The organism is Sphingobium sp. YBL2 (genome assembly GCF_000943805.1).
Classification (GTDB): domain Bacteria; phylum Pseudomonadota; class Alphaproteobacteria; order Sphingomonadales; family Sphingomonadaceae; genus Sphingobium; species Sphingobium fuliginis.
The window spans coordinates 3,067,490-3,087,704 of the sequence record NZ_CP010954.1 but is presented as its reverse complement, the minus strand read 5'-3'; the positions used below and the strand labels follow the sequence as shown (position 1 = coordinate 3,087,704).

Annotated in this window: 16 protein-coding genes; 7 read left to right on the top strand and 9 right to left on the bottom strand. The window is 64.1% G+C overall.

The genetic code is table 11. The features are described 5' to 3' along the window. The first annotated feature begins 92 nt into the window (after positions 1 to 92). The 4 genes from TZ53_RS14225 to TZ53_RS14210 all read left to right on the top strand — a co-directional run bounded on the left by TZ53_RS14225 (position 93) and on the right by TZ53_RS14210 (position 7,068). The gene (locus TZ53_RS14225; protein ID WP_044661710.1) at positions 93 to 2,342 is read left to right on the top strand and encodes an amylo-alpha-1,6-glucosidase; all 2,250 of its coding nucleotides are present in this window, start codon (positions 93 to 95) and stop codon (positions 2,340 to 2,342) included. A 70-nt stretch (positions 2,343 to 2,412) separates the two neighbouring features. Beyond that, complete coding sequence (locus TZ53_RS14220) at positions 2,413 to 3,162, top strand: SDR family NAD(P)-dependent oxidoreductase (protein ID WP_025550367.1); 750 nt, start codon at positions 2,413 to 2,415, stop codon at positions 3,160 to 3,162. 242 nt (positions 3,163 to 3,404) lie between these two features. After that, on the top strand, positions 3,405 to 5,723 hold the full coding sequence (locus tag TZ53_RS14215) for a TonB-dependent receptor (protein ID WP_044661709.1): 2,319 nt from the start codon (positions 3,405 to 3,407) through the stop codon (positions 5,721 to 5,723). A 4-nt stretch (positions 5,724 to 5,727) separates the two neighbouring features. Further along, positions 5,728 to 7,068 (top strand): alkaline phosphatase family protein, encoded by a 1,341-nt coding sequence (locus tag TZ53_RS14210; protein WP_044661708.1) that lies wholly within the window; start codon positions 5,728 to 5,730, stop codon positions 7,066 to 7,068. 43 nt (positions 7,069 to 7,111) lie between these two features. Here TZ53_RS14210 and TZ53_RS14205 read toward each other — a convergent pair whose 3' ends face one another. Further along, on the bottom strand, positions 7,112 to 7,630 hold the full coding sequence (locus TZ53_RS14205; RefSeq protein ID WP_229742455.1) for a CYTH domain-containing protein: 519 nt from the start codon (positions 7,628 to 7,630) through the stop codon (positions 7,112 to 7,114). A 295-nt stretch (positions 7,631 to 7,925) separates the two neighbouring features. Between TZ53_RS14205 and TZ53_RS14200 the strand changes: the two genes are divergently transcribed. Next, entirely contained in the window at positions 7,926 to 8,294 is a 369-nt protein-coding gene (locus TZ53_RS14200; protein ID WP_025550361.1) for a YciI family protein, read from the top strand. 101 nt (positions 8,295 to 8,395) lie between these two features. On the opposite strand, the gene TZ53_RS14195 is transcribed toward TZ53_RS14200, so the two are convergent. The 6 genes from TZ53_RS14195 to TZ53_RS14175 all read right to left on the bottom strand — a co-directional run bounded on the left by TZ53_RS14195 (position 8,396) and on the right by TZ53_RS14175 (position 15,484). Beyond that, a complete protein-coding gene (locus TZ53_RS14195; RefSeq protein ID WP_044661707.1) occupies positions 8,396 to 9,598 on the bottom strand; it encodes an alpha-hydroxy acid oxidase in 1,203 nt (400 codons plus the stop codon). A 76-nt stretch (positions 9,599 to 9,674) separates the two neighbouring features. Then, the gene (locus TZ53_RS14190; protein WP_044661706.1) at positions 9,675 to 11,072 is read right to left on the bottom strand and encodes an FAD-binding oxidoreductase; all 1,398 of its coding nucleotides are present in this window, start codon (positions 11,070 to 11,072) and stop codon (positions 9,675 to 9,677) included. 88 nt (positions 11,073 to 11,160) lie between these two features. Next, complete coding sequence (locus tag TZ53_RS14185) at positions 11,161 to 13,194, bottom strand: TonB-dependent receptor (RefSeq protein ID WP_157009825.1); 2,034 nt, start codon at positions 13,192 to 13,194, stop codon at positions 11,161 to 11,163. A gap of 30 nt (positions 13,195 to 13,224) precedes the next feature. Continuing rightward, positions 13,225 to 13,416 carry a hypothetical protein gene (locus TZ53_RS26855; protein WP_157009824.1) on the bottom strand — a complete coding sequence of 64 codons (192 nt, stop codon included), beginning with the start codon at positions 13,414 to 13,416 and terminating at the stop codon, positions 13,225 to 13,227. A gap of 56 nt (positions 13,417 to 13,472) precedes the next feature. Then, on the bottom strand, positions 13,473 to 14,213 hold the full coding sequence (locus TZ53_RS14180; RefSeq protein ID WP_065846807.1) for an HpcH/HpaI aldolase family protein: 741 nt from the start codon (positions 14,211 to 14,213) through the stop codon (positions 13,473 to 13,475). Between the two features lie 11 nt (positions 14,214 to 14,224). After that, the gene (locus TZ53_RS14175; protein ID WP_044661704.1) at positions 14,225 to 15,484 is read right to left on the bottom strand and encodes an MFS transporter; all 1,260 of its coding nucleotides are present in this window, start codon (positions 15,482 to 15,484) and stop codon (positions 14,225 to 14,227) included. Positions 15,485 to 15,561: 77 nt separating this feature from the next. On the opposite strand from TZ53_RS14175, the gene TZ53_RS14170 reads away from it, so the two are divergent. Further along, a complete protein-coding gene (locus TZ53_RS14170) occupies positions 15,562 to 16,569 on the top strand; it encodes a GntR family transcriptional regulator (protein ID WP_083199136.1) in 1,008 nt (335 codons plus the stop codon). Between the two features lie 83 nt (positions 16,570 to 16,652). Further along, positions 16,653 to 16,985, top strand: coding sequence for a hypothetical protein (locus TZ53_RS26850; protein WP_130029846.1), 333 nt, complete (start codon positions 16,653 to 16,655; stop codon positions 16,983 to 16,985). A gap of 254 nt (positions 16,986 to 17,239) precedes the next feature. On the opposite strand, the gene TZ53_RS14165 is transcribed toward TZ53_RS26850, so the two are convergent. Together TZ53_RS14165 and TZ53_RS14160 are read right to left on the bottom strand one after the other, a co-directional pair. Continuing rightward, positions 17,240 to 18,043, bottom strand: coding sequence for an OmpA family protein (locus TZ53_RS14165; RefSeq protein WP_044661702.1), 804 nt, complete (start codon positions 18,041 to 18,043; stop codon positions 17,240 to 17,242). Then, positions 18,018 to 19,907 carry a YadA family autotransporter adhesin gene (locus TZ53_RS14160; RefSeq protein WP_044661701.1) on the bottom strand — a complete coding sequence of 630 codons (1,890 nt, stop codon included), beginning with the start codon at positions 19,905 to 19,907 and terminating at the stop codon, positions 18,018 to 18,020. Before TZ53_RS14160 ends, TZ53_RS14165 begins: the two co-directional genes overlap by 26 nt. Positions 19,908 to 20,215 lie beyond the last annotated feature (308 nt).

Here is a 20,215-nt window from a genome sequence, read left to right as displayed (position 1 = left end):
ACCGTTTACGGTCGACAGCCCGGAAAATGCGGCATCAAAGGACAAGAGCGTTTTCACCCGTCGTGAAAACGCTCCGGCATCAGGAGAGAGGCATGACGGCAAGCCAGTTGCAGCCGGAAAACCCCAGCCCTTCGGTCCCGAACGCCGGTCACGGCGTCGATCCGGGACAGGCGCTGTCGCAGGCGCAGACGCAATTCTTCATCCCGGCGACGGCGTCGCTGCATGAGCGGCGGCCGCGAACGCTGAAACATGGGGACAGCTTCGCCGTCTTCGACCATAGCGGCGATGCGATTGCCGGTCCGGGCAGTCCGGAAGGACTCTATCATCGCGACACCCGGCATCTGTCGCATCTCTACCTCACCATCAACGACACCCGGCCGATCCTGCTGAGTTCTGGCCTTCGCGACGACAATGCGATGCTGACCTGCGACCTCACCAATCCCGATTTTCCGGGCGGGGACGGCCGGGTGGCGGTCGAACACGATCTCATCCACCTGCGCCGCACCCGTTTCCTGTGGGAAGGCGCGGTGCATGAACGGATCACGATCCGCAATTTCGACACGGAGGTCCGCACCGTGGCGGTGAATATCGGTTTCGCCGCCGATTTCGCGGACCTGTTCGAGATACGCGGCATGACCCGTCTGCGGCGCGGCGCCGTGCGGGAACCTGTGATCGGCCCAAAGTCCGTGCTGCTGGGCTATGACGGGCGCGACGACAAGCGGCGCGAAACGCTGCTGCGCTTCGATCCCGCTCCCCAGATCCTGACGGAAAGCCGCGTACGCTTCGAGGTGGCCGTGCCGCCCGGCGAGCGGCGCACGCTATATCTGCAAATCTGCTGCCAGCCGCAGGATGATGAGCCGGTGGGCGACCTGTCCAAGCATTTCCTGAAGACGCTGCGCGAATCCATGCAGGCGCTGAAGCAGGCGCGCACGCGCGGGGCGACCGTGCGCTCCTCCAACCAGCTTTTCAACGAGGTGGCCCGGCGGTCGGTCGCCGACATCACGATGTTGTCGACCGACACCGAATATGGGCCCTATCCCTATGCCGGCATTCCCTGGTTCAGCACCGTCTTCGGTCGCGACGCGATCATCACCGCGCTGGAGACGCTGTGGCTGGACCCGGCGATCAGCCGCGGCGTGCTCGGCTATCTGGCCGCGCATCAGGCAACCGAATATGACGCCGCCGCCGATGCCGAACCGGGCAAGATCCTGCATGAAGTGCGCCATGGCGAAATGGCGGAACTGGGCGAAGTCCCCTTCCGCCATTATTATGGCAGTATCGATTCGACGCCTCTGTTCGTGATGCTGGCCGGGGCCTATCTGGAAAGAACGGGCGACAGCGGCTTCATCGCCTCCATCCTGCCCCATGTCGAGGCTGCGCTGAGGTGGATAGACGAGCATGGCGACCGCGACGGCGACGGGTTCGTCGAATATGGGCGGCTGACCGACCAGGGGCTTGTCAATCAGGGATGGAAGGACAGCCATGATTCGGTCTTCCATGCCGATGGCAGCATTGCGCGCGGCCCGATCGCGCTGGCGGAGGTGCAGGCCTATGTCTATGGCGCGTGGCGAGCGGCGGAGGCGATCTTCACCGCACTGGGCGATCCGGACAGGGCGGTGAACCACCGCGCGCGGGCGGACGATCTGCGCGATCGTTTCGACGCCGCCTTCTTCGACGCCGGGATCGGCACCTATGTGCTGGCGCTGGATGGGGATAAGAGGCCGTGCCGCGTCCGCTCCTCCAATGCCGGGCACGTGCTGTTCACCGGCCTCGCGAAGGAGGCGCGCGCCGACATGGTGGTGCACACGCTGATGGCGCCGGCCTCCTTTTCCGGCTGGGGCGTGCGGACCATCGCCTCGACGGAGGCGCGCTACAATCCGATGAGCTATCATAACGGATCGATCTGGCCGCATGACAATGCGCTGATCGCGGCGGGCTTTTCCCGCTATGGCTACCGGACGCAGGCGGCCCAGATCTTCGAGGGGCTGTTCGCGGCCGCGACCTATGTCGACCTGATGCGGCTGCCCGAACTGTTCTGCGGCTTTCCCCGGCGGCGGGCGCAGGGGCCGACATTCTATCCCGTGGCGTGCAGCCCGCAAGCCTGGTCCGCGGCGGCGCCCCTGTCGCTGATCCAGTCGAGCCTGGGCCTGACCTTCGATGTCGCGGGGGCGGAGATTGCCCTGCGCGATCCCACCCTGCCCCGCTTCATCGACGAGCTGACGCTCTACGGCCTGCGCCTCGGGGACGCGGCGGTGGACATCGCCTTCGACCGGATGGGCGACAAGGTGGTGGTGAAGCCGCTCGACCGGAAGGGGCATGCGCGCGTCGTGACCATTGCCTGACAAATGGCGCTTGGCATTGCCGCAAATGGGCTTACATCCCCGGCCATTGGCTGACAGGATGGAATGAAGCATGGCAGGGACGGCGCTGATCACCGGAGCAACCGCGGGCATAGGCGCCGCATCGGCGCGGCGTTTCGTCGCCGCCGGGTGGAAGGCGATAGTCACCGGGCGCCGCGCCGAACGGCTGGACGCGCTGGTTGAGGAACTGGGCGCGGACAGGGTGCATGCGATCAGCTTCGACATGCGCGACGAAGCCGCCATCGACGCGGCCTTGGCCGCGCTGCCTCCGGGCTTTGCCGATGTCGACCTGCTGATCAACAATGCGGGACTGGCATTGGGCACGGCGCCGGCGCAGCAGGCCGATCTCGACCAGTGGCGCCAGATGATCGACACCAATGTCACCAGCCTCGTCACCATCACCCATAAGCTGCTGCCCCGCCTGATCGAGCGCAGGGGGGCGATCATCAACATCAGTTCGGTCGCGGCGACCTATCCCTATGCGGGCGGCAACGTCTATGGCGGGACCAAGGCGTTCGTCAGCCAGTTCTCGCTGGGGCTGCGGTCGGACCTGCATGGCACGGGGGTCCGCGTGACGTCCATCGAACCGGGCATGGTCGAAACCGAATTCACCCTGGTCCGCACTGGCAGCCAGGCGGCATCGGACGCGCTCTATGGCTCCGCCAATCCGATGACGGCGGAAGATATTGCGGAAACCCTGTTCTGGGTCGCCAGCCAACCGCCCCATCTGAACCTCAACCGCATCGAACTGATGCCGGTCACCCAGTCCTTCGCCGGCTTCCAGGTCGCTCGCGAGGGCTAGGCAGCGTGGATATGTTCATGACCTCGCCGGACTGATTGATCGGGTGGCTGCAAGACATTCCGAATTCGTCCACGCGGCCGGGAACCTATTCCCTCATCCGTCAACTTGCCCATCACGCCACGCCATTGTGACAGCCCCGTCACAAAAACGTCTCCCTCCAGTCAAACAGCCCACATCGCAGTGCAACATTGAACCGCTAGGGCGCCCCCCAATCCACGATTGCGGAAAAAGGGGAAGTCCACATGCGTATCGCCACCGCCCTGCTGATGGCCTCGACGGCCATGGCCGCCATGCCAGCCTTCGCGCAGGAAGCCGCGCCCGTACCGTCCGCCGCCGACGCGGCGGTCGAGGGTGCGAACATCATCGTCTTCGGCCGGGGCGAAACCCGTCAGGTTCAGGAAATCCAGGCGCAGGACATCGTCACCCTGACGCCCGGCACCAACCCGCTGAAGGCCATTGAAAAGCTGCCCAGCGTCAATTTCCAGTCGGCCGATCCCTTCGGCAACTATGAATGGTCGCAGCGCGTCACCATCCGCAGCTTCAGCCAGAACCAGCTCGGCTTCACCTTCGACGGCATTCCGCTGGGCGACATGAGCTACGGCAATCACAACGGCCTGCATATCACCCGCGCCATCAGCTCGGAAAATATCGGCAGCGTGCGCGTGTCGCAGGGCGCCGGCTCCATCGGCACCCAGGCGACCAATGCGCTGGGCGGCACGATCGAACATTTCTCCGCCGATCCAGCCGACTATCTGACCGGCGGCGCGCTGGCCGGCCAGGGCAACCTCACCTATGGCAGCGACGAAAGCTGGCGCGGCTTCGCCCGTCTGGCGCTGGGCAGCCGCGACGGCATCCGGGGCTATGCCTCCTACGCCTATGGCTCGACCGACAAATATAAGGGCAATGGCACGCAGGACCAGCATATGGGCAATGCCAAGGTCGTGATCCCTGTCGGCGACGTGACGGTTGACGGCTGGCTCAGCTATTCCGACCGGCGGGAACAGGATTATCAGGACATGTCGATGTCGATGATCCGGCGGCTGGGCTGGGATTGGGACAACACATATCCCGATTATGCCCGCGCCATCGACTATGCCAGCCGCCTGAACGATGTCGATCGGGTCAGCAACAGCGGCGGGTCGCCCTTCCCCGATGGCCGCTACGACTATAGCGGCGCGCTCGTTTCCGGCGGGCAGGTCTATCCCGGCAACGTCACCAGCGCGGACGACGCCTATTATGACGCCGCCGGCCTGCGCAAGGACTGGCTGGGCGCTCTGGGCATCGCCGCCCCGCTGGGCGAGCGGGCCAGCTTCAAGCTCAAGGGCTATTATCACCACAACAAGGGCATGGGCCTGTGGGCGACGCCCTATGTCCCCAGCCCCAACGGCGTGCCGATGTCGGTCCGCACCACCGAATATGAAATGGACCGGATCGGCGTCTTCGGCAGCGTCGACTTCGCGCTGGGCATCCAGAATTTCACGGTCGGCGGCTGGTATGAGAACAACGAATTCAACCAGGCCCGCCGCTTCTACGCCTTCGCCAGCCGGACCGAGCCGGGCCTCAGCTTCCGCGACTATCCGAAGAACCCCTTCGCGACCCAGTGGGAATTCGACTTCACCACCGACACCATCCAATATCATGTCCAGGACAGGATCGACCTTGGCATGGTGAAGATCGACCTGGGCTGGAAGGGGTTCAAGGTCACGAACGAAGCCGACGCCGTGGTGCAGGCCAGCTTCCCGGAGGGCCGTATCAAGGCCGAGGACTGGTTCCAGCCCCATGCCGGTTTCGCGGTCGAACTGTCTCAACAGGCAGAGGTCTTCGGCGGCTTCACCCAGGCGACCCGCGCCTTCGCCAGCGCGACGACCACCGGTCCCTTCTCGACCAACCAGATCGGCTTCGACGCGATCAAGGGCAGGCTGAAGCCGGAAGCATCGGACACCTATGAACTGGGCCTGCGCTACCATGACGGCGTCTTCAACGGCGTGATCGGCGCCTATCTGGTCAACTTCCGCAACCGCCTTCTCGCGGTGCAGGTCGGCAGCCCCATTCAGGGCTTCGCCTCGGCGCTCCAGAATGTCGGCAATGTCCGCGCGATCGGCGTGGAAGCGGCGGGCACGCTGACGCTGGGCGGCGGTTTCAGCCTCTATGGCTCCTACAGCTACACCGACTCCACCTATCGCGACGATGTGGTGGACGACAGCGGCGCCGTCACGTCGATCAAGGGCAGGACCGTCGTCGACAGCCCCAGGCATATCGCCCGGGGCGAGATCAGCTATGACCATGAGGGCGCGTTCGGCCGGATCGGCGTCAACTATATGTCGCGCCGCTATTACACCTACACCAACGATCAATCGGTGCCGGGCCGGGTGATCGTGGACGCCAGCGTCGGCTATCATTTCAACGAGAATCTGGAATTGCAGCTCAACGCCACCAACCTGCTGGACAAGCGCTATGTCAGCACCATCGGCTCGGGCGGTTTCGGCAATAGCGGCGATGCGCAGACCCTGCTGGTCGGCGCTCCCTCGCAATTCTTCGCTACCTTGAAGGCGGGATTCTAAGGCGATGAACAAGGCCGCGCTGCTCCTCGCCGCCCTCGCCGCCCTTCCGGGCGCGGCGCTGGCGAACCCGGTCCTGCTGATCTCCATCGACGGGCTGCGCCCGGGCGACGTGCTGGAAGCGGACAGGCGCGGCCTTGCCATCCCCAATCTGCGCCGCTTCGTGAAGGAGGGGGCCTCCGCTTCGGGCGTGACGGGGGTGCTGCCCACCCTCACCTACCCCAGCCATACGACGCTGATCACCGGCGTTGCGCCCGCGCAGCACGGGATCACCGCCAATAACAGCTTCGATCCCAATGGCATCAACCAGGGCGGCTGGACCTGGTACGCCTCCGACATCCGGGTGCCGACATTGTGGGAAGCGGCGACCAAGGCAGGGCTCACCACCGGCAATGTCCATTGGCCGGTCAGCGTCGCGGCCAGCGGCGTGACCTGGAACCTGCCGCAGATCTGGCGCACCGGCCATGCCGACGACGTGAAGCTGCTGGATGCGCTGGCGACGCCGGGCCTCAGGGCGGAACTGGAACGCGCGACCGGCACGCCCTATGCCATGGGGATCGATGAAAGCCTGTCGGGCGATGAAAATCGCGGCCGCTTCGCCACCGCTCTGATCGAAAGCCACAGACCCGGTTTCCTGACCGTCTACCTGACCGCGCTGGACCATGAGCAACATGCGAAGGGTCCGGACACGGCCGAAGCGAAGACCGTGCTGGAAAGGATCGACGGCATCGTCGGCCGGATCGTCGCGGCGGAGCGCAAGGCGCATCCCGATGCGGTGATCGCGCTGGTCAGCGACCATGGCTTCCAGGCGACGCACAGCGCCGTCAACCTGTTCCGCCCCTTTATCGACGAAAAGCTGATCGTGCTGGACAAGGACGGCAAGGTCGCATCCTGGCTGGCCATGCCCTGGATTTCCGGCGGATCGGCCGCGATCATGCTGGCCCGGCCTGGGGATGAGGCACTCGCCGCGCGGGTCGGGGCGCTGCTCGACAGGCTGGCCGCCGATCCCGCCCATGGCATTGCCCATATCGCCGACCGCGAACGGATCGCCCGCATGGGCGGCAATCCGCAGGCGGCCTTCTACGTCGATCTCCAGCCCGGCTTCGTGACCGACATCTTCCGCGGCCCCGCCGCGCCCCTGGTGGCGCCCGCCCCGATCAGGGGCATGCATAACTATTTTCCGGGACCGGCCAATCTGCAATCGACCTTCCTGCTGATGGGCGAAGGCGTACCCGCCGGGCGGAAGCTGGGACAGATCGACATGCGGGCCATCGCCCCCACCCTGGCGCGGATCATGGGCGCCAGTCTGCCCGATGCCGAAAAGCCGGCGATCGATCTGCGCCCCTGACCCGGCGGCGATGGCGGATGAGTCCTTAGTCTGATCCTCAGGGTCAGACCGCCGCCTCGAACCCCCGCATCAGCGCGATGGCCGAGTTGCGGAAGCGGGGGTCGCTGGTCACCTCGTCCCCCACCCAGTCCGGCAGGTCGAAGCGTTCGTCAATCGACCGCATCTCGACCTCCGCCAGGACCAGCCCTTCCGCCGCCCCGGCAAAGACGTCGACTTCCCAGACCTTGCCATCATGCGGCACGCGATAGCGGGTCTTCCTGATCAGCGTATCGACGCAGAGCCGGTCGAGCATGTCCTCCGCATCCGCCGCGGGTATCGCATATTCGAACTCGTCCCGGACCAAGCCCGCCCGCGCACTCTTGACGGTAAGCCAGGCCCCGTCCGCCGACAGGCGCACCCGCACGCTGGCATGGCCGCCATGCGCGACATAACCCTGCCGCAAGTCCCGCCCCGCGTCCGCCATCGCCCGCCATTCATCGCTCACGACCAGGAATTTCCGTTCGATCTCGACTGCCATGAACGCTCCGACGAAGGATCGCCAGCGGCCGGCGAACTGATCCATGTTTAGCGCATGTCGGACATGAACGGGAGTCGGTTCGTCGCGATTGAGCAATGACTCTTCCCGGACCGGCCGGCATGGAAGGGCCGCCGCCCCATGCGGTCATAGGTTGATCCGGCGCGCTTTCTCCTACATTCTAAGGCACGCTGCGTTAAATCGGGGGCAGGTCGCGCGCTCCCGGTTTCCGTGCCGCATCCTTTCAGGCAGAAACCCCTTTCCCACTTTTCTGCACGATGCTCCAGGACGGAACGGCAGCATATAGGCTGTATCGACATCCAGCCCTGACAGGAGAAAAGCCATGCGCGTGATGGTGCTCGTAAAGGCCACTGAGGACAGCGAACGAGGTTTCGTCGCCACTCCGGAGACTCGGGCGGCGATGGAAGCCATGGGCCGGTTCAACGACGAACTGGCGGAGGCCGGCATCCTGCTCGCCGCCGACGGCCTGACGCCCTCTTCCCAAGGCAAGCGGATCGCCTTCAACGGTCCGAACCGGACGGTCATCGACGGCCCTTTCGCACAGGCCCGCGAACTGGTCGCCGGCTTCTGGCTGTGGGAAGTCAAGGACATGGAAGAGGCCGTCGCCTGGGCGAAGCGCTGCCCCAACCCCATGCCGGGGCCGAGCGAGATCGAAATCCGGCCGATTTACGACCTGGCCGATCTTTCCTGAGATGCGGGGGGCAACAGGTCAAGGATTCGACGGGAAGGGCGCATATCCCCTCCCCCCGCGCCAGGGGCCCGTGGCAGGGAGCGGTTCGAAGCTGCCGGGCTCTATCCGCGATGACGGAGTTGCGGAACCTCTTCGCCTGTTTTCAATATCCAGGATCGGTCCAGATCGCGGACCGAGCGGCATCCCATCAAAATGAGCGTGCGATGCAAATCCGATCGCAACAGCTCGATGATCTCCCCAACACCCTTTTCTCCAGCCACCGCCAAACCGTAAAGATAGGGGCGGCCCAGGAAGACGCCGGTCGCGCCAAGGCACAGGGCCGTCACAATATCCGCCGCCCGCCTTACCCCGCCATCCAGATAGATTTCGGCCCGACCGCCGATCCTGTCGGAAATGGCCGGCAATGCATCGATCGAGGCCATGGCCCGATCGAGCTGACGCCCGCCATGGTTGGACACGACAATGCCATCGGCGCCGACAAGATCGATCGCCTTTTCCGCGTCATCGGCGTCCAGAATGCCCTTGATGTAGAAGCGTCCCCGCCACTGGTCCCGCATCCATCGCAGGTCGTCCCAGCCCAGATCCTGCTGCATGGCACGCCAAGCCTGCCTTGCCCCAGCCGCCCCGTCGAACCGCAACCGTTCTGCCTCGACATAATGAACCGGCACATTGCGGCGATGCAGCAGCGCGTTCGCCATCCATCGGGGCCGGCGCGCGATGTCCAGAATACGCGCGGGTGTAAGAACCGTAGGCATGCCTATTCCGGCTCGGCGCTCGCCTTCGCGATTTCCCGGCACGGGCACGTCGACGGTGACGATCAGGGCGCCATAGCCCGCATCGCTCGCGCGCCGCATCAACCAGGACGCCACCGGCCGGTCGGCAAAGGGATAGAGCTGAAACCAGTGGTTGCTCTTCGTGGCCTGCGCGACCTCCTCGATCGAATAGCAGGACGCCGTACTCAGCGCCAGTCGGGTGCCCGCCGCCTCCGCGGCGCGGGCGGCTGCGACATCCCCGCTCCAATGCGAGGCGCCGGCCAGCCCGGTCGGCGCCAGCGCGACCGGAAGGCTGACGTCGACGCCGCACATGATCGTGCCCAAGGATGGCGCCGCCTGTCCTGTCAGACAGCGCTGCCGCAATTTCCAGCGGGTGAAGGCGGCCTCATTGTCGAGCCGCGTCAGATGATCTCCCGCACCGCTTTCCACATATGTCCAGATCATGTCGGGAAGGATGCGGCGCGCCCGCTTCCGGTAATCCTCTATGTTCTGCAGCGCGCTGAAATCCCGCCAAGCATATCGAAACGCCATTGAATCTCCAAATCTGCGCCTGACCGCATCGTCCCCATGCCCGCGCCGGAAGGCCGCCGGGCCGACCTGCCCGGCCTTATCCGGCGGCAGGAAAAACCTTGCCGGGGTTCAGCAGGTTCAGCGGGTCGAGAGCCTGTTTGAGCGACCGCATCAACGCGATTTCCTCCCGGGAGCGCGATCGATCGAGAAATTCCAGCTTGGCCTGCCCGATGCCATGTTCGGCGGCTATCGAACCGCGATATTGACGGATGGCGTCATAGACCAGGCATTCGGTCGCATGCATGACCTGCGGATCATGCAAGGCGGGGTGGCTCACGATCAGGTGCATGTTGCCGTCGCCGCCATGTCCATAGTGCAGGACCACGGCGCCCGGCAGCATCTCGCCCATTTTCGCATCGGTCTGTTCGATGAACCGGTCCATATCGAGCAGCGAAAGACTGATGTCGAAGCCCGCAAAAGGGGAGAGGGCCGCCAGCGGTTCGAGCAGATCTTCCCGCAAGGCCCAGATATTCTGCCTTTCACGCTCCGATTGGGCAATGACGACATCATGGACGAGCCCGCCGTCGAATATGGCCGACAGGACTTCCTCGAACACCTGCCGATCGCGCTCCGGGTGAGAACCCAGCGCTTCGACTATCGCATATAGCCGATATTCCGGCGACATGGGCAAGGGACGGCGGGCCGATTGCGCCTGGCCGATGACGTTGAAAAAATCCCTCCACATCAGTTCGAAGCTGGACAGCCGCCCGTCCAGATCCCGTTGCAACCGGCGAAGCAGCCGGCTTGCCTGCTCGACCGTATCGAACGCCAACAGGGCGGTCTGCGCCGTCGTGGGAAGCGGCCGCAGCCGCAGGACCGCCTGGGTGACGATGGCCAGCGTGCCCTCGCTGCCGATGAAGAGATGCTTCCAGTCATAGCCGGCATTGTCCTTCAGCACCTTGCCCAATCTCGACACCACCGTGCCATCGGCAAGGACCGCTTCCAGCCCCAGCACCATATCGCGCATCATGCCCCAGCGCAGGGTTCTGAGGCCGCCCGCATTGGTCGCTATGTTGCCGCCGATCGTCGCGCTGCCGCGCGATCCGATGTCCAGCGGCATCAGCAGGCCCTTGCCGGCGGCCGCCTCCTGCAAGGACTGGAGAGTGACGCCGGCTTCGGCGGTGATGGTCATGACATCCTCGTCGATCTCAAGGACCCTGTTCATCCGTTCGAGCGACAGGATGATGCCGCCATCCGTGCAGGCCGTGCCGCCGACGCCCCCCGTTCCGCCGCCCAGAACGGTGACCGCGATGCGTGCCTTGCGCGCCGCCTCCATCACCTGCGCCACCTCCCCCGTGCTTCCCGGGCGGACGACGCAGGATGGAGAGCAGGTGTAGAGGCCAAGCAGGTCCGTTCGATAGCGCTGGTCGATTTCATCCCCGGCAAAGCAATGGGCCCTGCCGACGATGGATCGAAGTTCTTCCCTATGATCCATCACGAGAACTGGCTTCCTTTCAGCGAATATTTCCCTGGACTGCGCCAGGGGCGGCTTCCGGGAACTTGCCCCGCAAGCCGCCTCGACCTCAAAAGTTCGCGCCCAGCGTGACGCCATAGGTGCGGGGTGCGGCGGCCGCATATTTGGCGCCGGCCGTCGACCCGGTCGTGGCGATGGTGTAATATTTCTCGCCCGTCAGGTTGTTCGCCCACAACCGCACGTTGAAAGTGCCGCCCGGCGCGGTCCACTGGACCGATCCATTGACGATGTCCGTCCTGGGCTGGCGCGTCAGCGGACTGCTGAAGACGTCATATTCATAATTGCCGCCATGCGCCCAGGATGCCGACAGGTCGAAATCCCCAAGGTCGGTCGGCAGCGTATAGAGAAGCTGAAGATTGCTGGAGAAGGGCGGAGCCTGGATCAGCCTGTTGCCCGATACGTCGCAGCTTCGTTGCGTCGCCGGGGCGGAACCCTGGACCGCGGGATAGGGATTGGGTCCACTACATCTGGCGGGATCATAGGGCGTGGGCGCGTTCGGCGGCAGCAGGAAGAAGGAAGGGGCATTCCGGAAATCCTTGTACCGCCCGTCCAGCAATCCGATGGAGGCGCTGACCGTCAGATTGCGGACCGGGATCGCGGATATTTCGAAGTCGATCCCCTTGATGGTGGCCTTGCTCGCATTGGTGAGGGTCGTTCCCGTCGGCAGGACGATCTGCACCTGAAGGTCTGAATATTCATAGAGGAAGGCTTCAGCATTCACGCGCAGGCGGCGATTGAGGAATTCGGACTTGAGACCTATCGTATAGGCATCCAGCGTCTCCGGATTTACCGGCGGGGGCAGAGTGGTCGTGCCCGCGACGATGCCGGTAAAATTATATATGCCCGATTTGAAGCCCCGATTATACGCAATATAGCCCATGAGATCGTCGGAGAAATGATGATCGATCGAAGCCCGGCCGGTCACGCTGTTGAATGTCTTTGCATCCTCGAACGGGCCGAATGAGACAGCCGCGCCCGTGGCGGGCAGCAATCGGGCAACGGCATCGAGCGACCGGCGGTCCGAAGTATAGCGCAAGCCCAGCGTCAGGTTGGTCCTCGGCAGGATTTCCGTTGTCACCTGCCCGAAGCCGGCGATCGAATTGGTCCGCTGAACCGCGTCGGTATGCGATTTGGAGGTGCCGAACGCCTGCCCCTCATAGGTCGCGTCCATGAAGGACCGGTCATGCAGGTAGAAGGCGCCCAAAATCCATTTGACCGCAGAGCCTTCGGGCGAGAGCAGTTGCACTTCCTGCGTGAACGTGCGCCCGCCCATGGCGAATTCGCGCGTCTGGAAGAAGGGGCTGGGCGATCCGTCGCTGTCGCTGACCACGGGATCGACGACGGTCTTGCTGAATGCGCTTATCAGCACGAGCCGCGCAGATCCGAAATCATGCGTCAACTTGCCGCTCAGGGACCGGGTGGTCGACTTTTGCACGGTGTCGAGATTGGACATGACGTCGTAGAATCCCAGCCCCGCCGCATCCGCGCTGTAACCGTCCCGCGTAAAGGTTCCTGCAATCGAGCGCCCCGGCTGCCCCTGATCGGAACTGCGCCGGTCATAGCTGCCCGCGACCAGCAGCGACGTCTCTTCGCCCATGTTCCAGAGCAGCTTGGCGCGCCCTCCCCAGCCCAACATGCTGTTGGCTTCGTTCCCTGTCGTGCCGTTGACGCCCCAGCCCTCGCGCTGGTCGATGCCCTGCAGGGCGAAATTGATCGCGACGGTGTCGGTAAGACCGGTCGATCCATAGAGCTGGCCAGAGATCGTGTCGTAATTTCCATAGCTGGCGGTCGCGCTGGCGGAGGGGTCGAAGCTTGGGTCTCTGGTGCGGATGTGGATCACGCCGCCCGTCGCATTCCGCCCGAACAAGGTGCCCTGAGGGCCCTTGAGAACCTCGATCGAGCTGATCGAATTGAGCTGGAAGACACCAGCCGAACCGGTCGGCAGATAAACGTCGTCCACGAACAGCGCCACCGCAGGCTCATTGCCGATGGCGACCGAATTGGTGCCCACCCCGCGAAGAAACGGCGTAAGGCCCCAGGCGGAGTGGTTCAGTTGCAGGCCGGGAACCATCTGAGCGATCACGTCCGGCTGGGTGATGCCCAGCTTGATCGCCTATTCCGACGTGATGGCCGTTACCGAGATCGGGACGTTCTGCAGATTTTCCGACCGGCGTTGCGCCGTGACGACGATGTCGGCAAGGCTTGCCCCCTCTTGCCCCGCCTCGGTCGTCCCCTGCGCCATGGCCGGCATGGCGATCAGGCTGGCGCAGACCAATATTGTCCGGTGGATCGTATTTTTTGTCATGATACCTCCCCTTGTTGATATTCGTCGCGGGCAAGGCCGCGTCTTTTTCGGTGCGTCTATCCGGGTTTAGCCTTGATGGAAGCGGCAGCCGCCGCGGCCGCCTGAAGCGCGAACATCCGATCCATGCCGAAGATCGCCAGCTTTGCTCCGGCATCGCGGGCATGCTGGACCTGCCGGGCGGTGGCGCACACGGCGATGCCGGCAATGGCTGCATCGCGCGCCGCGCGGCAGATCCGGTCCATCGCGGCGGCATGCGCCGGCGACCCCACCGGATGGCCGATCGACACGGCAAGGTCGAACGGTCCCATACACAGGCCATCGATGCCCGGAACAGCGGCGATCTGCTCCACCATGTCCAGTCCGGCCAGTGTCTCGATCTGAACGATCGCGGCCAGATGATCATTTGCCTGTTCCAGATATGGCTGCAGCGAAGCCCCATAATCGCATGCGCGGACTGCCCCAGCGCCCCGCGCGCCGTCCGGCGGGAAACGGACTTCAGCGACGATCCTTTCGGCCTGGGCGACGCTTTCCACGCGCGGCACGATGACGCCCGCGGCCCCCAGGTCCAGGGCTCTGCCGATGTCCGGACCGATGGCCGCCACGCGGACCAGCGCGGGCAGACCGGCGACGTCGGCGGCGCGGATCAGCGCCTCAAGCTCCGCAATGCCGAACGCGGCATGTTCGGCGTCGAGCACCAGCGCATCGAAGCCGATGCCGCCCAGGGATTCGACCAGCGAAGGAGCAGGCAGGGAGATGAACATGCCGATCAGACCGCCCTGCCTCAATCGATCGCGCATGCGGTGCAGCCTCATGGGATCGAACGCCGGTCCACCGGGTCGGCCATTCGGCCGGCAAAGGTGGAACACAGGGCCGCGAGGAAGGCGGGCATGGCCAGCAGGATGAGCACCAGCCTGAATTCGCCGGTCATATCCTTTGAAATGCCGACGGCGACCGGCGCCACGAAACCGGCAAGATTGCCAAAAGAATTGGTGAGCGCACCCGCTGCTGCGGCTGCCGCGCCAAAGACATGGACCCGCGGAATGGCCCAATAGGATGCCGACGCCATCGAACTCAGCGCAACGCCCAGCGACAGCAGCCACAACCCGGAAAGCGCGCTGTCGTCAAGGAGCAGCGCGCCGGCGATCGTGATCGCTCCCGACGCCAAGCAGGGCAGTATGGCGTGCCAGTAACGCTCGTTGGTCGAGGCTGAATGCCAGGCCCAGAGCGGCGTGAGCAGTGCCGCAAGCACCCATGGCACCGTGCTGAACAACCCGGACTCGAGCGTCGACATGCCGGTCGACCGGATGATCTGGGGGAACCAGAAGATGATGGCCTGGCTGCTCAGCCCTATGCAGAAATATTGCAGGCTGAGCAGGAGCACCTGGGGATGCGTCAATGCGTCCCGCCAGGACCCGGCCTGACGACGGGCGCCGTCCGCCATCAGCCGGGCGGACAGGGCCTTTTTCTGATCGTCGGAAAGCCAGGGCGCGTCGTCGATGCGCTCGGGCAGCGATTTCAGCACCAGAATGGCGACGAGAAACGCCGGCGCGCCTTCGATGATGAACAGCCAGCGCCAATCCACCGCCATCAGGAGACCCGTGGTCAGCGGCGCGCCAATCGCCAGCGACGCTGGCATCATCGCGATCATCAGCCCCATGACCTTCGACATTGCGCGCCGGTCGAACCATTGCGCGAGATAATAGACGATGGCAGGCACGAACCCCGCTTCAGCAATGCCCAGGGCCAGACGAACCGCATAGAAGCTTCCGGCATCGGATATGAACCCGGTGGCAATCGCGATAAGGCCCCAGGCGACCAGCAGGGCCGCGATCCACCGGCGCGCGCCTATTCGGGCGAGCAGCAGGTTGGCGGGTACGCCGGCGAAGAAGAAGCCGATGTAGAAGAGGCCCGCCCCCATCCCGTAAGCCGATGCCGACAGGCCGATATCCGCGCGCATGTTGAGGGCGGCGATGCCCACATTGGTGCGATCGACGATATTCACGAAAACGCACAGCGCCAGCGTAGGCAGAATATGCCGCGCCGCGAGATCGACCGGAGATTTCTCCAACTCGCCCCTCCTGTTTATATTTGTACGCATGCATATCTTATTAACTGTAGACTGTCGACAGTTTTTTGCTTTTTCAAATGCTGAGAAGACGAAATCCGAAACATCCGATAATATCATTTTACTTCAATAAATTACTATCAAAGAGCGCTGATTCCGAGCCGGGCGGCGTCGCAAGCCGGAAAAGCATAGCTGAGGGATTTCAGCCCCAATTTCCCCGATTCGATATGCAAGCATATGACATGACAATGATCCGTCCATCGTCAGGCCAGGGCCTGGCTGGCCGTTCGACCTTGAACAGGACAAGGACCTTATCTTACAGCCAGCACCTCAATGTGAGACGATCGGATGGAAATCGTCATAAAGGCGGTGGAACGGCAATGGCACGCGCGAGCACTGATGACATGAATTTCACCGCGGTTCGAACCAGCTCGATCGTCAGCGAGGTATATGCCCAGATCAGGGAAAAGCTGCTGTCAGGGGAATTCCTCGCCGGGCAACCGTTGCGGGAGTCCGTGCTCGCGACGAGGATGGCCGTCAGCCGCGCCCCCGTGCGCGAAGCGCTTCGGTTGCTCGAACAATCCGGACTGATCGTGAAGGCGCATAATCGATCCTATGTCGTTGCTCCGTCCGCGCCGGGCGACATGCCCGAACTGGCCGCGCTTCGGGCGGCTGACGAGATATTGGCCATTCGCATCCTCGTGCAGCGCAAGACCGATCTCGGTCCGCTAGCCGCCGTGGTGGATGGAATGCGGGCGGCGCAGGCCAATTCCGATGTGGAAACCATCTCCGCGCTGGACATCGAATTCCATATGACGCTGGTCCGGCTCACCGGACTTCCGCGATTGATCTCACGCTACGACCAACTGAGAGATCAAATTCGGTTCGCCATGCTCTCGGTCGAGGATTTGCACGGCCGTGTCTTGCAGGACCAGGCGGTCATGCATGAGGAATTGCTGACGGCATTGCTGAACGCCCAGCAAAGCGGCCGCGCCGCCGACCTTCTGCGCCTGTGGGAAGAACATGTCTTCTTTTCCATGAACCCGGCAGATCACATCATTCCCTTGCACGATGACGACCCGGCCTGAGCGCCGGATCGAACAAAGGGCATCGAACGCCATGGGAAACCTATCTCCTCCGCCGCGTTCCTTCATCACGAAGGAGACCTGTCATGTTGAGGACTTTGGCATTGCTCGGCGTCGCGGCCTTGGCCGGGCGGCAACTCTTGAAAGGCGGACGCCCAACCTGGTCCACGCCCGTTACAGGAAACCGGGATTCAGCAGCGGAGCATGATGGACAGACCGCAGCGCATCGGCAACGGGCCGACGCCCCCGGCGAAGTGGGACATCGCCCGGTCGATCTGGAAGGTCCCGAACATCCCGACGGATCGCAACGCGCGGACGAACATTACCGGCCCGACATTCATGCAACCGTCGCTCCGGAGGACAAGGAAAGCCTGCGTCCCGTCACCCTGAAATCGGCGCGAGGCCCAACTGACGCCTAGAGCCAATCGACATTCAGAAAGATGACGAGCCGAGCCGAAGGCCACCGAAGGTAAAATGGTGGTTTTCCGTGACCCGGAGCGCAGCCTACTCAAAGTAGGTGAGCACCGGAAGCACGGAAAAGCGTCATTTGCAGGCCGTCAGGGCTGAATGTCGATGGCTCTAGCTTTTCGGCGGGACGCAGCGACCCTCGCTCCCGCGCACCGGCTTTGCCGGACATGCCAGCGATCCGGCTGCGAAGCGCAGGGATTTATCATCATTCGTCATTCGACATCATGCGGACCAGCACCCGCCGGTTGAGAGGATCGGCAGCGCCTCCCTCGGACCGGTGCGCGAGCGTGCGCTCCCCCGCTCCGGAGACCTGGAGGTTCGACAGGGGCACCCCCATCGCCACCAAATCCCTGGCCACGGCATCCGCCCGCATCAGGCTCAGCCGGTCATTATAGGCATCCGGTCCCGCGCTGTCGGTAAAACCCGTCACCGACAGCTTTTGGATGCTTCGCTCATTCCCCTGTAGGAATGCGGTCAGTTCGCGATGCGCGTCTTCGCGCACATCGGCCTTGTCGAAATCGAAATAGACCGTGAGCGTCGGCAGCTTCCGCACCGTAACCGGGCCTTGCGGATCGCTGGCCAGCGGTTGCGGCGGCGCGTAGACCATGTCCCGGCACGCCTTGTCGCTCCAGGCCATTTTTTCGAGGCGCATCCTGCGGTCCCAATGCAATTGCAGGCGGCAAATCCGATATTCCGTTCCAGAACCGGTATAGAAATCAAGGATATAGTTCCAGCGCCGCTCACCGATCAAACCCTCATGGAAATGGGGCACGCCCAGCAAGGCATAGACCTGCCGCTTGGTCATGCCGGGCGTTAACAGGCGCGGCGTCTGGGGCAACAGAAACACACCCTCGCGGCGGGTGGCGCGACCGGGATCGGGGAAATCCGACAAGGGCGCGATGTCCGGCAGAAAGTCCGGCTCGGCCGCCGCCGCGGGCGACGGACACAGGACCAGTGCCAGCAGGGCCAGATACCGGCGCCTTTCAGAACGCGATGCCCATGCCGGCATTGGCGCCTCCCTGATTGCGGCTGTTATAGGTTGCGGACGCCCGCATGATGAAACGGCCATTATCCGACACCTTCGATATTCCCATGGCGACCGCATGTTCGCCCTGCCACGTGCTGACGCCCAGGCCCAGGGTGCCGCCGCCGGCCTCGGAAAATTGCGGTATGCCAGCCATCGCCATGGACGCAGCGATGCCGCCCTCCGCATCGCGGCGCAAATTGCGCAGGCCGCTGTCGAACAGATTGAAGCGCACATCCGTATAGGCGTTGGCGGCATCCACCGCCTGCCCCATTCCGCCTTGCAGCTGGCGCAGATTGACCGCGTCGGTCGGCGCGATGCCGTCGGCGACATGGGTGATCTGCCGCTCCGCCCCAGCGCTGCCGACCGACACCGTATTGGCCCGGTCGGCGACAGAAGCATAGCCAAGCGCGACGCTGCCCGGCGCAATCGCCTGCGCCTGCGTGCCCAGCGCCAGGCTGCCGCTGCCGGACGCCACGGCGCCTGCCCCCGCGGCCAGCGTGTCCGCGCCGCTCGCAACGGGCTTGGCATGGCCGGAGCTGTTGTTGACCTGGAGATACCCTGCCCTTGCTTCCTGAAGGTCGGCGATGGCGGTCACATTATAGGCCAGTTGCACATTGGTCGCGTAGAGTTGCGCGCCATTGACCGCCTCGGCCGATGCCGCGCTCAGTTCGCCTGCGGCAACGCCGCCGATCTTCTGGTCGACGCCGCCGCGCGCGGCATTATAGGCCTGGATCGCCGGATCATAGGGCAGCGCGTCCTGCGCCGCACCGCCACCGCCGCTGCCGCTGCCGCTCCCCGAACTGCTCAACTGCGACAGGTTGACCGCGTCGCTGCTCGTGGTGCCGGCGGCCAGATTGGTGATGGCCGTGCCGCCTGCGCCGCCGAGGAGGATGGAGGATTTCGTCCCATCCTGATATTTGACGGCCAGATCGTTCAATATCGCAAGATCATAGCCTAGCTGGACGATGGCCGCGCTGTTCTGGGCCACAAGGTCGTTCGTCGCCTGCAATTGCGAGCCGTTGACCGCATCGGTGCTGGTGGCGTTCACCGCTCCCGCGCTAAGGTTGGTGATGCCGGTGCCGGTCGCGCCCTGCAGCGTGACCATCGACCGCGCGCTGCCGTCATATTGCACCGCGTTGCCGGCCAGGGTGCCCAGCGCGTCGTTGACGGCCTGCAATTGCGCGACATTGACGCCGTCGGTCGGATTCGCCCCGGCCGCGAGCCCGGTCAGGCGGCGGCCGCCGATATTCACCTCCGCGCTGGCAGTGCCGCCGACCAGATAGGCGGGCAGGTTCAGGCTGAGGCCGTTGGCGACCGATCCCGCACCCAATGCCACGCTGCGCATGTGGGTGGCAGATGCCCCCGCGCCGATCGCCACCGCCTCATAGGCGCCCGTGGCCGTGCTGGCGAGGTTGCCGATGGCGATGGCATCCAGCTCGCCCGCGCTGGCTTCAAGACCCGGCGTACCCAGACCGGTGATCTTGTTGCCGCCAAAGGAAATGCCCCTGGGCGTAAGAAGGCTGAAACTGTCGGAGGTCGTTTCGCAACTCGGGTCGGAGAGCAGGTCGACGGCATTGCCGTTGATGTCGAGCACATTCAGATTGATCGGCGCGCCCGACGCCGCATTGGACAATGCGGCGTTGATGCCGAGGTCGACCGATCCGAAGGTCAGGATGCTCAGCGTCGATTCCACCGGCGCCAGAACGGGCGTGATGACATCGCCGATGGTCTGCGTCAGCACCGATTTGGGAAGGCTGACGCCGGAGCAGGCGCTGACCACATTGGCTCGGGCGGTCACGCCCGACCCCGCGCCTGCCAGCAGCAAAGCGCCCGTCAGCCATCGCATGGCCTTCCTGCCTCGCCCCTTCGCCGGGTTCGCTATTCCGGCAGTCCCGGATGAATATCGCGATGCGTCGCGCCTCATGGATCCGTCCCCTGAACGGGTGCCCCCCACGCGCCCGTCCAGCGGTAGCGCAAGCCCGGCATCCCACGTCCCCGGACGGAAGATGGAAGCGCCACGGCTAAGGGCGCGCGAAGGCGAAGACAGGGAATTTTACGCAATATATGTATCGGCACGGCCCGCCGGATTTTTCCCTTCCCCGACCCCGTCCATATTCGTCCGGCAACACAATGGGTTGAGGAAGCATTTGATCG